This is a genomic window from Hoylesella timonensis S9-PR14, assembly GCF_000762405.1.
Classification (GTDB): domain Bacteria; phylum Bacteroidota; class Bacteroidia; order Bacteroidales; family Bacteroidaceae; genus Prevotella; species Prevotella timonensis_A.
In genome coordinates, this window is record NZ_JRPQ01000007.1 from 1 (window position 1) to 13,623 (window position 13,623).

Consider the following 13,623-nt stretch of genomic DNA (forward strand, 5'->3'; position numbering starts at 1 on the left):
CATGCTTTAATGCCGCTGAAGCATGTGAATAACACCTCTAATACATGTTTCCAAGGGCGTTAAATCGTTGTTCCAGCTGTAAGAGACGTTTATTTTGTTAAAATCAGCGCATTTTTGCATGTCGTTTGCCTATTTATTTTTTCTATTTCGGAAATTTTCAATGGTCGTTTTTTGGTAAAATAACAGGACAAAAGCCACTCCAAACTGTTGTCAAGAATGGTAAAAAGTAAAAGAAGCGGCTCTTTCTTTAATGAAAGAGCCGCAATAGAACTTATGTGCTGTTGGTGTATGTATTGTCTATTGTCAAGATGACATATTTGGGAAGCTGAACTTGTTTATGCAGGTAACAATTGAGTTTGGTGGCAGCTGTGAGCTGCCCACCTGTTCTCGCTTGAGTGTCCCTTTACTTGAACACCAGTTCCTCTTTAACAGTACTCTTTTCGATTGAAATAGTGTCACCCAAATTGAGTTCTCCTGACAATATCAGTTCTGCTATTTTATCTTCTATATATGTCTGAATGGCTCTCTTCAAAGGTCGTGCTCCATATTGTACATCGTAACCCTTTGTAGCAACAAACTCTTTGGCTTTCTCGGTAATTTTAACTCGATAGCCCAAATCCCCCATGCGCTTGAAAAGACCAGTCAACTCTATATTGATAATCTTCTTGATAGCATCTAAATCAAGTTGGTCGAAGGTGATAATCTCGTCTAACCGATTCAAGAACTCGGGTGCAAATTGCTTGCTTAGGCTTTTTTGTATGATGGCACGAGCATACTCTTTGTCCTTGTCATTCTGGCTTAAGCCTAAACTTCCTCCAGCATTAAATCCGACCCCACGTCCAAAGTCTTTTAGCTGTCGAGTTCCAGCATTGGATGTCATAATAATGACAGTATTTCTAAAGTCTACGAGTCTGCCATTTCCATCTGTCAATCGTCCTTCGTCCAAGACTTGCAGCAACATGTTGAACACGTTTCCATGTGCTTTTTCAATCTCGTCCAACAAGATAATAGAGTAGGGATGTCGCCTTACTTTTTCAGTTAACTGTCCTCCTTCTTCATATCCTACGTATCCAGGAGGTGCACCAACAAGCCTTGAAACATTGAAACTTTCGGTAAATTCGCTCATGTCAATTCTAATCAAGGCGTCTGTGGAGCCAAACATGAACTCTGCTAATTTTTTAGCCAAGTACGTTTTACCCACTCCCGTAGGTCCCAAGAACATAAAAGCTCCAATGGGGTGGTTCGGATCTCTGAGTCCGATGCGGTTTCGTTGTATCGCCTTCACCATCTTCTCAATAGCCATATCTTGCGCTATTACCTGATGTTTCAACTCATCTGCCATTCCTTTGAGTCGAATGCCCTCTGCTTCTGCCATCTTTTGAACAGGAACACCCGTCATCATAGAGACAACATCAGCAACGTCTTTTTCTGTGATACGTGTGCGTTCTTCCAATTTCTCATTCAACCATTGGTTGTTGAGGTCTTCTAATTCTATCTCAAGTTCCGTCTGTTTATCTCGATAACTGGCTGCCAATTCAAAGTTTTGGTTGCCTACCGCCTCTTGCTTTTTAGTCGTTACAGTGCTTAGCTCCTTTTCCTTTTCTGTGATATAGGCGGGAACCTCTGCATGTTGAAGGTGTACTTTCGAACCCACCTCGTCCATGGCATCAATAGCCTTGTCAGGAAAGAATCGGTCGGTTACATATCTTTCTGTCAATTTGACACAAGCCAGGAGGGCATCATCGGAATACTGAACATGATGATGATCTTCATATCTATCTTTGATGTTATGAAGTATTTGCAGCGTTTCCTCCTGATTTGTTGGCTCTACCAATACCTTTTGGAAGCGTCGCTCTAATGCTCCATCTTTCTCAATAGAGTTTCTATATTCATCTAATGTCGTTGCTCCAATGCATTGGATAGTACCTCGTGCCAACGCTGGCTTCATGATATTTGCAGCATCCATGCTACCGGGCGTGCTACCTGCACCAATCAACGTATGTATTTCATCTATAAAAATGATGATATCAGGGTTTTGTTCCAGCTCCTTTAATAGTGCACGCACTCTCTCTTCGAACTGTCCTCTATATTTAGTGCCTGCCACAATCGCTGTCATGTCAAGGCTTACCAATCTTTTGTTGAATAGCACAGGGGAAGTTTTGCGCATGGCTATGAGTTGTGCCAATCCTTCCACAATTGCACTCTTGCCAACACCAGGTTCTCCGATAAGTATCGGATTGTTTTTCTTGCGTCGCCCTAAGATTTCGACAACACGAAGAATCTCTTTCTCTCTACCAATGACAGGGTCGAGCTTAGAAGATAGTGCTGCGGCTGTAAGGTCTGTAGAAAAATTATCAAGAATAGGCGTCTTGCCGTTTCCTCGTTTATTTTGGAGCGTTGTTTTTGCCCCAGAACTCGCACCCATATTGGTAGAATCTCCATGGTTGCTAAATGATGTATCTTCCTCTTCATCAGGCAAATCCAGTCCACTCTTGGTGGGTTTCGCCATCCGTTGAAGGTAAGTAAATGTATCTTCGTAATTCATATTGTTTAATTCTAAAACCTGTTTAGCACCATTATCTACTTGATCATGCAGAATTGCCAGTAGCAAATGGTGTACGTCTACAGTTTGTGAGTGTTGTATTCTTGCTTCTAAAACAGCTAACTTCAGAATGTTGCTTGCCTTTTCATTGAGGACCAACTCTGATGTATTGAGGGGTTGGTGCACTTCTTCCTCTCGTAATCTGTTTTCAAGTTCTGCCTTAACCGTAGGTAGATGAATTTTCAACCGTGCAAATACGTCTTGAACAGGGCTGTTTTTTTCTCTCAACATTCCTAACAACAGGTGTTCAGGTCCAACAGACCGACTGGCAAGTCGTGTAGCTTCCTCTCTGCTAAAAGCCAGCACTTCAGATACTTTTGGTGAAAACTGACTTGTCATATATCTTTTACCTTTCTTTTCTTGTTATAATGTTATTATTGAACAAAATTCGTGCCAATTTATAAAATACGTTGAATGCTAATATGAGAGCTATCGCTTAGTTGAACTGTTTCTGTGACAATTTCCAGATGTTTTCTACATCCTTTTAGCATTTTGGGTAGTTGTACCAGTCGTTGTCTTTTTTGTTGCGTCACTCCAAATTGTCGATAATAGGAGAGGGCGCTTGAGAAATATTCGTATGCCGTTAGCCAATGATGCTGATAAAGATAACAAAAGCCCAACCTATAATACGCATCAGCTTTTTCGTTGGCATGACATACATTGAGAAACATCTCAAAGTATGTGATGGATTCTTGATACTCTTTCAGCAAGAAATGGCTTTCAGCATTGGCATAGTAATAAACAGCCTGCTCAGCAGGAGCCAATACGTGGAGTGCTGAGCTTACCGAGTCAAGATAGTTGCACGCTTCTGCATAGTTCCAGAGTTGATAATGGCACAAACCAATATATGCTCGATACCTCGGATTCAGTTGATAATCTTTATCAAGTTGATGAAAAAGATTGAGCGCTTCCTGATATTTTTCGCTTTGAAAATAAGCCAAAGCCATTTTCAAACGTTCTGTATCGTCAACAGTTGGACTGGGAGAAGGGACAATTCCTTTTATTTGATAACAAGTAGAACCAAACACGATGAGCCATAAGAGGATAAAGAACTTTTGCTTCATGGACGATTTACACTTTTTATTGCGTATAAAAATCAATGACACGTTGAATGGCTCGTTGACATACTGGGCAAAAATCTGGCGTCTCATTATCGCGCATTCTACAATGTAATGCGGGTCTATAGACACCTTTCAGAGCGTAACCAGCACCTTCGAATAACCCTATTGCTGAATTTTTACCTATGAGGTCTTTCCATTTTTCATCAAAGTTTACCTTTGTTGTGATATTAGGCTCCCAAGGTTCAACATCGGTAGGATACATATCTATGCTTTCAAAATCATAAGCGTATTCATCGGCAAGTCCAGCAAAGCTATGCCCAAACTCATGAACGACAACGGGTTTGAAAGAAGGATGGTGCGTCATCGCTAAATTGTATGAGTTCAAAATTCCCCCTCCACCATATTCTGGTGTGTTTACTAATATAATAATGTGTTCATAAGGAGTGCCTGCCAACCAGTCGTGAACCGTTTTTAATCGTAGGGTAGTGAGGTATCTTGCACTATAAAATGTGTCAAAATGAGATTGGAGTGCGGTATTTTTCCAAATTCCACGCGAAGGAATACTGGTTCCACTCTCTTCAGAGGGTGCTTCAACAGCAATGATGTTAAATTTATCTTTCATCGAACGATAGGGTTCATGAGAAAAAATTGCATCCGTTGCTTTTTGGGCATCACGTAAAAAAACGTCCATTTCATCGCTTTTATAACCCTCAGCAAGGTAGGCGATATGAATACATCGAGTTGTATCTTTGGCTTTTTGAATCGTTTGATACGGTGTGATATGTTTCTCTCCAATGTGCCTTATCAAGATATCTGACGGTGCAACGATATGCGTCAGCTCCACAAATGGGTTACGTCGATTGTCATTCAGTTGTATTGTAATATCAACAGTATCTTTGGGCAGAGGTATTAAAAACACATTTTCGAACGATTTCATCGAAGATTTCGCTTCTTCATAAGTGAGCCATTCTTGAAAAAGAGTAGAAAAAGAGTTGCGATAGATGACCGTTTTCGATTGATGATCACGAACGATGATCTGCCCATTTCCTTCCATGGGAACTTGCGATAGCCGCTGTTTTTTGCCATACCAATGGGGGAGAGAATGAAGTTGATCGATTGCGATTTGTTGATGAACCGCATTACCAGAGAAAATGTAGTCGATTCTTAATGTACTGTCACAAAAGTAAGTCGCAAAGTTTTGTCCACAAGCATTACGAGGGATTACTGTTCCAATAACAGAAAGAATAAAAAGATAAAAACACTGACGATATCTCATAATAAGTATTTAATAATCAATTTCTTGAATCAATTCCTGAATATAACTTCTTTGCCAATCTTGCTCATGGAGCTTACGTGTACCAAACATTAAAATGTCTATATCCATCTGTATTTTTTGAAGAACACGATCCGCCTCTGTATTTCCACAAGCTTTTTCTATATTCTTCAATATTTGTTGTACTTGGGGTAAATCTTCATCTACTTTCGCATAAGCTAAACAATTGTAGAACAAATCAGAATCCATACCTATGGGTTTTGTCCATTTCATGTTCGTAAACAGTATATCATGCCATGTCTTACGTAATAAATCCATGGCTTTCTGAATGTTCTGCTTTTGGTTGACGTTTGTGCCAAGAGCTATCAGCAATTTTTGTTTGTCACTCATATTGGCAAAAATACTAATAATTATTAAACACATTCCTTTTTATTGTGCTTTTTTATGATTTTATGTAACTTTGTGCCAATGAGTAGTGACAAGAAGAAAATTATAATGCTCACACTTCTATTTGTTACGTCTGTCCATTCATGGGCGCAAATGAAGTGGAATCAAGCTTACCAGCTCTATATCAATCAGTATAAAGATTTGGCTATCAAAGAGATGTTGAAATATAAAATTCCAGCCAGCATCACTTTAGCACAGGCTGTCTTTGAAAGTGGAGCTGGAAGAAGCCGTTTGGCTCGATTGGGGAATAATCATTTTGGCATTAAATGTCACGACTGGCTTGGTAACACGATAAATGAAGACGATGATGATTTTGGCGAATGCTTCAGGGCATACGATAACCCTTTGCATAGTTTTGAAGACCATAGCAAATTTTTGGTTAACAGTCCTCGCTACCGAAGTCTCTTTAGCCTAAAACAAACGGATTACAAAGGATGGGCGCATGGTTTGAAGGCCTGTGGATACGCCACTAATCCTCAATATGCATACAAATTAATTGAGCTGATTGAGCTTTACAAGCTATACGTGTATGACCAAGCAAAGGGTTATGATAATTTTATGGCAGATGAGGCCAGCATCCGAACCAATGTCAATAATTCCCAGCCTTTGCATCCCATAGCAATGTTCAATGATAATTATTATCTACGAGCTCGTCAGGGAGATACTTTTAAGCTCATAGGCAAAGAAGTTGGTATATCATATCGAAAAATTGCAAAATATAACGAACGCCATAAAAACGACCCCTTACAAGAAGGTGAAATTATATTCTTAAAGAAGAAGCGCAAGAAAGCTCCAAAAGTATTTAAGAATCATCCACATATAGTAAAGCCTGGAGAAAGCTTGTACATCATTGCACAAATTTATGGTATGCGACTTTCAAGTCTTTATAAACTCAATAACTTTGACGTGGATCATACTATTAAGGTTGGCGACAGCATCCGTGTTTACTAACAGCTTTATCAGCTACATGATTCGTTGAATAGTGAAAATAAAAAATGAGCAGTACATCCTAAAATAGCACATCATTAAGAAATATTAGAATGAAGTGTCTTCATAATGAAGTAATACTTTTAGTTTCACTTCAAGATAAAGTGAAAACATCAATCCAAAAGCGCTTAGTTAATCAAGATAATCGTTATTATGATAAATATAATAAATAAAATAGGTTTTTGACATCAAACTAAAGAACTAAAAAAGAAGGAGAAAATTAAAAAAGAACGAGATGACAAAAGAAGACTTGCGAATTATATTTATGGGTACGCCGGAGTTTGCTGTTGCCTCATTGCAGGCACTTGTGCAAGGAGGATATCATGTTGTAGCTGTGGTTACTCAACCGGATAAGCCTGTTGGTAGACATCAACAAACCTTACAAGCTTCAGAAGTAAAGAAATATGCGCTATCCCAAAACCTTCCTGTACTACAACCAGCGAAACTCAAAGACCCTGAGTTCTTAGCACAGCTTGCTGTTTACAAGGCAGATTTACAGGTGGTAGTAGCTTTCAGGATGTTGCCAGAAGTTGTCTGGAGCATGCCACGATTTGGGACATTCAATGTGCATGCCGCCCTTCTTCCTCAATATCGAGGCGCAGCACCTATTAACTGGGCGATTATCAATGGCGAAACAAAAACTGGAGTGACCACGTTTTTCTTAGATCATAACATTGATACAGGGCGCATTATCATGCAGAAACAGCTTCCTATCCCTGAGGATGCCGACGTAGAATATGTATATGATAAACTCATGGTGTTAGGAGCTGAAATATGTTTGGACACGATAGACCAATTGTTGGCTAATGACGGAAATATTGCAGCGACGCCACAGGAGCAATTTGTTCAATCGGAATATAATTTGCGTCCCGCTCCTAAAATTTTCAAAGAAACATGCGAAATCAATTGGAATCAATCCGCTAAAGACATTTATAACTTTGTGCGTGGACTGAGTCCTTACCCCGCAGCATGGACTACTTGGAATATCAGCAAAGACGATCCAACGAGCAAACAGGTGATGATCAAGATTTACAAGACACGACTAACTGGTGAAGCGACAACAGAGAAGCCAGGTTCGATCAATACAGACCAAAGAAGAATATATGTAGCTACCACCACCGAATGGCTTGAAATTACAGAATTACAGATGGCTGGCAAAAAGCGAATGAATGCTAAGGATTTCCTCAATGGCTGGAGATAAAGTTGCGATGCGTTAAAGACATCGGCAAGCTTTGAATTGTCGGACCCATAAAGAGAAGCAAGTTTAGCTCTATCGATTACCGCTGTATATATGTTGCTTAGAAAATATAAAAATCTTTTTTATCTTTAAGTAGAATTAAAAAATCTTATTATCTTTGCATGATATTTTTATTGTATGTCGAACTACGATAGACAATGAATCTTTCATAAGGCGTCGTGGCTGGCTCAAAGCTTGCACTGTGTACAAGTCATATACCATTCATATGCCATAAATGATTATTATTCATAGAGATACAACACTAATCAATTCGCTATAAAAAGCTCCACAGCGAAACAACTCGAATAAAATATAAGAGAGTTGGGAGAAAAGAAAACGATGAATCAACAAGAAGATATAAAAAACGCAATTGAAGTAATGAAGCAAGGGGGAGTAATCCTCTACCCTACTGATACAGTTTGGGGAATTGGTTGCGACGCAACGAATGCCGAAGCAGTCGCAAAAGTGTACAAAATCAAGAAACGAGATGACTCTAAGGCACTCATCTGTTTGGTAGATTCGGATGCCCGACTACAACGATATGTGAGAAATGTTCCCAATGTAGCATGGGACATCTTGGACATTGCCACTAAGCCCACCACAATTATCCTCGATGGTGCCATAAACTTAGCCCCGAACTTAATAGCAGAAGATGGAAGCATCGCACTACGCATTACCAAAGAACCATTTTCTCATGAACTATGTTACCGATTCCAAAAACCATTGGTAAGCACTAGTGCGAACATTAGTGGCGAACCCGCTGCAGCTAACTATAATGATATTAGCCAAGAACTCCTTGATGCAGTGGACTACGTTTGCTTTTCACGCAGGCAGGAACACAAACCTCATACGCCCAGTAGCATCATCAAACTGAAAGAGGACGGTGAGGTGACGATTATCAGGAAATAGAAAGCGAGCTATTCCTCCTGATGTTTAGATACTATTTCAATTATCAAAAGAAACACAGATAGCGAAAGTTAATCGCATAGAACATTTGTAAAAAGAAACAGGAAGGGTCACTCACCTATTCTGATTATCCTTAAAAAAACGTACATGCTCATTAATGAGATAAACAATTGGCGCAAAGAACATCTGACCACTCGTCAGATAACGGTTGTCTTATCTTTCTTTATCGGCATCTTCGCTTCTGTAGCGGCTTACGTGTTGCACTTTATCATTCGCCAAATACAGTATCTTCTTACTGCACGATTTGACACAGACACGTTCAACTGGCTTTATTTGGTATTTCCCGCCATCGGTATTTACATCACTACCCTCTTTGTGCGTTATATCGTGAAAGACAACATTTCGCACGGTATCACGCAAGTGCTCTATGCCATTTCTACAAAGAAATCACGCTTGAAAGTGCATAACTGCTGGTCATCAGTTATTGCATCCGCTATCACCATTGGTTTTGGAGGTTCTGTAGGAGCTGAGGCTCCTATCGTACTGACTGGTTCTGCGATAGGCAGCAACTTAGGACGACTGTTTAAGATGGACAACAAGACCCTCATGCTGTTAGTGGGATGCGGTGCTGCCGCTGCCATTGCAGGCATCTTTAAGGCCCCCATAGCAGGTTTAGTATTCACACTCGAAGTGCTAATGGTAGACCTGAGTATGGCTTCTTTGCTGCCTATCCTCACCTCGTGCGTAACCGCAACTGTCTTTACCTATATCTTCACGGGCAACAGGGCTTTGTTCGATTTCACCTTAGATAGTGCTTGGAATATTGAACGTATTCCAGCCAGTATCTTGTTGGGACTCTTTTGCGGGATAGCAAGCTTATATTTTATTCGCATGATGACTAAATGCGAAGGAGTATTTGCGCGACTTCAGCATCACCCTTATGCTAAACTGATGTTAGGTGGAGTCTTACTTAGCTCGCTTATCTTTTTATTTCCTTCTCTTTATGGTGAAGGCTACGATTCGCTGAATACTCTTTTAAATGGAAGAACGGAAGCCGACTGGGATGCTGTCATGAACAATTCACTGTTTTCAGGGCACGCAGAGTTGTTGGTACTCTATATCAGTTTGGTATTGCTCACCAAGATTTTTGCCACGTCGGCAACTAACGGTGCAGGCGGTGTAGGTGGAACTTTTGCACCTTCCTTGTTTGTGGGAGGCTTCGGAGGATTCTTATTTGCACGAGTTTGGAACATGAACCAAATTGGCGTGTATATCCCAGAAAAGAATTTTACCTTGCTCGGTATGGCAGGCGTCATGGCAGGTGTCATGCACGCTCCCTTGACGGGTGTCTTCTTAATTGCAGAACTTACAGGCGGTTATGACTTGTTTTTACCCTTGATTATGGTCAGCATCGTTTCGGTGATGGCCATCAGTATTTTTGAACCGCACAGCATATATGCCATGCGACTGGCGAGACAAGGACGCTTGGTGACTCACCATACAGACCGCTCCGTGCTTACATTGATGAGTTTGGATAGTGTCATTGATAAAAACTTTACCACAGTAGAACCAGAAATGCCATTAGGCGAGTTGGTCAATGCGATTAGTAAAAGCCACACAAGTTTTATACCAGTGGTAGATACCGCAGGCGTCTTGGTGGGAATCATCGACATCAACAAGATTAGACATGTGATGTTCCGCACCGAACTTTATCATCGATTTACGGTAAGTCAAATTTTAATTCCTCCTCAGGCTACTTTAGGTATTCATGACTCTATGGAAGAAGTCATGGAGAAATTTGACAAAACCAATGCCAACTACCTCCCCATTGTAGATGTCAATGACCATTTAACGGGATTCGTAGACCGCACACGTCTTTATTCTATGTATCGGAAGACTGTTGCAGACTTTTCTGCAGAATAATAAAGAGTTCCCCACCCTTATTCTATTGGCACAAAAAAAATCCTGAACAACTGTCAGGATTTCTATTTTTTGCTTTTAAGTGGTACCACCAGGAATCGAACCGGGGACACAAGGATTTTCAGTCCTTTGCTCTACCAACTGAGCTATGGCACCATTTCTTTTTTGCGATTGCAAAGGTAAGTATAAAATATAAAACGACAAAATATTACTTATAAAAAAATGTGCATTTAGATTTCGTTAACATTCTCACCACATCAGCTATCATTTGATCATACAATAAATGAGTGTAAGAAACTGATGACCCAAGACTCTCTCCCCTTTTCCAAGACACTTGCAACATAAAAAGCCGTCAGGTAACGACTACAAACAAAATGGAATAATAAAGTTGTATCACGAAGACATAAATAACTAACCACGGTGAAATGGCGGTGATACCTGAAGTTAATGAGTTGAAGATATCAGTTAGCGAACTAAAAGATGCATTGATTAATCCATAGGTAATTGAAAATAGTGTCAACAGAAAACAAACAAAAGGAATAAGACTTCTCGAAAAACTGCTTGGGAAAAGTTCGCCCGTGACGCTTAACAAAATGGCTTGCGGCAAGAAAGTCATCAAAAATAAGACGATAGCAAAGAAGACAAGTTCTGCCACTACCACCTTCAAGGCAAATCGCTGACGATAAGAAATATTTGAGAAATACACAATAGCTCTTGACAATCCACTTGACCGCAAAGCGCCATAAGTCATTCCTGCCAAGACAAGCCATACCAAGAGTGGCGAAGCTAAATTCGAAGTATATTGACCCAAGAACCATCTTATCCCCTCGCTACTTAACATGGAACGTACGGGTAATGTTGGAAACATGACCGTGACAAACCAAGAGCCAAGTATGACTAATATTTGTAATACGATGAAGATAAAGATGGAGATGGCAAAAATCTTATGTTTCATCTGGTTGCAAGTTATCTATGTCGAGTATTCTTAGTTCAATGGCTCTCACTACCAATCGTGTAGCATTGATGCCAACCCCTTGATTTCCGTCAGGGAACAGTTTTTGTATTAATTCACTTTGCCGTTTTTCCAAACTCTTTACACCAAAAGGCATACCTCGTAGATTAGTGATTTGCTCTTTAGTGTAGCCCAAAGCCAAATGTCTTAAGAAGCGTTCATCATATTCATCAATCTCGTAATTGATGAAAGCTTCTTGTTTCATAAGTTCGTTATTTACGGTATGCTTAAATCTGTCAACTATTTTTTCTAATATCGGCTGATTGAAAACCATACGCTTACCACTCATCACACTTGCCACATCACCGCGTGTAAGCAGTTCACCACTTTTTAGAATAATACCGTCACAGCCTGCATCCAACACGTCTACCCATAACTTTTCATTCAAAATCTCGCCCGTAAAAATCAGCACTTTCACTTGTGGATACATGGCTTTCGTTTGACGGCAAATCTCTACGCCAACCGTTGTTGAACCAGCCAAACCGAGATCAAGCAGCACCAACTCGGGGATTTCCTTCTTGATGAGTTGCCAATATGCCTGCTCGTTAGCAGCAGTGCCTATAATTTCGGCTTCTGGGATTTCATTCTTGAAAATACCTTCTGTACCCTTTAGTTCCAAGGGTACATCTTCCACTATGATAATTTTAAATTTTTCCATGTTTGGTTCGTTATAGTTATTAATATGTGTACGTATCCATCTGCAAGTCTCCGAGCTTCAATCCCACAAGCACGGGCATTGGTTGCCTCTCCTAATTCTCTGATAATTTGTCGACACAACCAAAACTGCATATCGTGAGTGTCTGGCGTAAACAAAGCTGAGAGGGCTTCATCGGAGAGCTGAAGATTTTGCATCGTCAAATCAATGAAGGTGTAGGTTTCATCTCGTTGATGAATTTGCATGATAGGCTTTGCTTTATTCTGTTGTTGAAGTATATCAAAGAGGTATTGCAGCAGTTCATCATCCACCCTTGAAGTATTATCTACTTGGCGCATGGCTTGTGCGCTTAGTATTTTGAACAAATCTCTATAATAGGTAGAAATCTCTTTTAATGGTGCCAAGTTTTCATCCTTTTTTTCTACTAACAATTTTATTTTTGAAGGATAATACATTGTTTCGTGCTTGAGGGTCGACAAACAATTATCCAACACGCTGTTACTGATGTACAACTGTGAATTTTCGTAATCGCTGCGATGCAAGTCGTCTTCCAATATTTCCATTTCATGAACTTGCACCTCTTCTGTTTGAATGCGCTGCTTGAGTGCACTCTGAATTTGGGCGACAATGGCATTGAGACGTGAAAACTGCGGATTGAAGATTTGTTTGTTAGAAGCCCAAAGCTTATTTATCTTTGCCAACTTATTCTTTGCACTGTCTTCACCCAACAGCACTTGATTGATATTGTCAATTTTATGAACACAGAATTGATAATATATTCGATGTCGATAATACAAGAAATAATAAGCTGGGAAAATAAGAAGGAATATGAACGAAAGCAATGCTATGGCAATATTTTTGTTACTCTCCGACTTTTGCATCATCTTGACATAGGTACTTAACGTATTATCGGCACTTCGTTCGCGAAACAATTGGATATAAACTTGATTGTTGTAGGAGTATAAGTTCCAATATTTCAAGCCTAATGCTGCCACTGCCACCTCATTGCGCATGGACAGAATGAGATTGTATGGCATTGAAACATGCTGGTGCAACCATTGTATCTCCGCTGGCAATGCCGTACTGCCAGTGATGAGTACCATGGTATCTGCTTTTTGAGGGTATTGTGCTAAATACATCTTATTCAGATAAGAAATGCAACTGTCCGCATAAATCAGTGTTTTGTGAAATGTTCCGTTAATATTACTTTGATAAACACTGTCTGCAAAAACGCTTGCCATGCTTGCGGCATCTTTGTTTATCTTCATAGAGGCATTACCATGAATTGGCGAATGAGCCGAAGTCAACAACTGTTCGGCAAACAATGGCATCGCTAATTGGCTACCCAAAAGAGCCACTGTCAACAGGAGTCTGACCACCCCTTTGGGCAACCTAAAGAGAAACTTACTCCCCTTTTGATATTCACTTTCTGCTTGAATGGTACAAACGTCAAAGATTTTACTAATTTTCTTCACTACTGTCCACGATAATCTTTTAACAATTTCTTGAAGCTCCTATAAATA

General features: G+C 40.0%; 11 protein-coding genes and 1 tRNA gene. 4 read left to right on the forward strand and 8 right to left on the reverse strand.

Annotated elements, in window-relative coordinates; genetic code table 11:
- Window positions 1-403: 403 nt before the first annotated feature.
- From HMPREF9304_RS00635 to HMPREF9304_RS00650, 4 genes are read right to left on the reverse strand one after another with little or no spacing between them, the layout of a single operon-like run.
- Window positions 404-2,941, reverse strand: coding sequence for an ATP-dependent Clp protease ATP-binding subunit (locus tag HMPREF9304_RS00635; RefSeq protein WP_036925731.1), 2,538 nt, complete (start codon window positions 2,939-2,941; stop codon window positions 404-406).
- Between the two features lie 59 nt (window positions 2,942-3,000).
- The gene (locus HMPREF9304_RS00640; protein ID WP_036925733.1) at window positions 3,001-3,666 is read right to left on the reverse strand and encodes a tetratricopeptide repeat protein; all 666 of its coding nucleotides are present in this window, start codon (window positions 3,664-3,666) and stop codon (window positions 3,001-3,003) included.
- Between the two features lie 16 nt (window positions 3,667-3,682).
- Complete coding sequence (locus HMPREF9304_RS00645; protein WP_036925736.1) at window positions 3,683-4,939, reverse strand: M64 family metallopeptidase; 1,257 nt, start codon at window positions 4,937-4,939, stop codon at window positions 3,683-3,685.
- 9 nt (window positions 4,940-4,948) lie between these two features.
- Window positions 4,949-5,326 carry a 2-amino-4-hydroxy-6-hydroxymethyldihydropteridine diphosphokinase gene (locus tag HMPREF9304_RS00650; RefSeq protein ID WP_036925739.1) on the reverse strand — a complete coding sequence of 126 codons (378 nt, stop codon included), beginning with the start codon at window positions 5,324-5,326 and terminating at the stop codon, window positions 4,949-4,951.
- Between the two features lie 78 nt (window positions 5,327-5,404).
- On the opposite strand from HMPREF9304_RS00650, the gene HMPREF9304_RS00655 reads away from it, so the two are divergent.
- The 4 genes from HMPREF9304_RS00655 to HMPREF9304_RS00670 all read left to right on the forward strand — a co-directional run bounded on the left by HMPREF9304_RS00655 (window position 5,405) and on the right by HMPREF9304_RS00670 (window position 10,436).
- A complete protein-coding gene (locus tag HMPREF9304_RS00655; RefSeq protein ID WP_374187976.1) occupies window positions 5,405-6,334 on the forward strand; it encodes a glucosaminidase domain-containing protein in 930 nt (309 codons plus the stop codon).
- Between the two features lie 271 nt (window positions 6,335-6,605).
- Window positions 6,606-7,571 (forward strand): methionyl-tRNA formyltransferase, encoded by a 966-nt coding sequence (fmt, locus tag HMPREF9304_RS00660; protein WP_036925742.1) that lies wholly within the window; start codon window positions 6,606-6,608, stop codon window positions 7,569-7,571.
- Window positions 7,572-7,946: 375 nt separating this feature from the next.
- The gene (locus HMPREF9304_RS00665; protein ID WP_008121920.1) at window positions 7,947-8,516 is read left to right on the forward strand and encodes an L-threonylcarbamoyladenylate synthase; all 570 of its coding nucleotides are present in this window, start codon (window positions 7,947-7,949) and stop codon (window positions 8,514-8,516) included.
- Window positions 8,517-8,660: 144 nt separating this feature from the next.
- Complete coding sequence (locus tag HMPREF9304_RS00670; protein ID WP_036925745.1) at window positions 8,661-10,436, forward strand: chloride channel protein; 1,776 nt, start codon at window positions 8,661-8,663, stop codon at window positions 10,434-10,436.
- Between the two features lie 80 nt (window positions 10,437-10,516).
- On the opposite strand, the gene HMPREF9304_RS00675 is transcribed toward HMPREF9304_RS00670, so the two are convergent.
- The 4 genes from HMPREF9304_RS00675 to HMPREF9304_RS00690 all read right to left on the reverse strand — a co-directional run bounded on the left by HMPREF9304_RS00675 (window position 10,517) and on the right by HMPREF9304_RS00690 (window position 13,575).
- A tRNA-Phe gene (locus HMPREF9304_RS00675) sits at window positions 10,517-10,589 on the reverse strand.
- A 196-nt stretch (window positions 10,590-10,785) separates the two neighbouring features.
- Window positions 10,786-11,388: an AbgT family transporter gene (locus tag HMPREF9304_RS00680; RefSeq protein WP_036925748.1), complete on the reverse strand. Its 603-nt coding sequence runs from the start codon at window positions 11,386-11,388 to the stop codon at window positions 10,786-10,788.
- On the reverse strand, window positions 11,378-12,103 hold the full coding sequence (locus tag HMPREF9304_RS00685; protein ID WP_008121916.1) for a DUF5932 domain-containing protein: 726 nt from the start codon (window positions 12,101-12,103) through the stop codon (window positions 11,378-11,380). Before HMPREF9304_RS00685 ends, HMPREF9304_RS00680 begins: the two co-directional genes overlap by 11 nt.
- Complete coding sequence (locus HMPREF9304_RS00690; RefSeq protein WP_231564426.1) at window positions 12,079-13,575, reverse strand: DUF5113 domain-containing protein; 1,497 nt, start codon at window positions 13,573-13,575, stop codon at window positions 12,079-12,081. The genes HMPREF9304_RS00685 and HMPREF9304_RS00690 overlap by 25 nt, the downstream gene beginning before the upstream one ends.
- Window positions 13,576-13,623 lie beyond the last annotated feature (48 nt).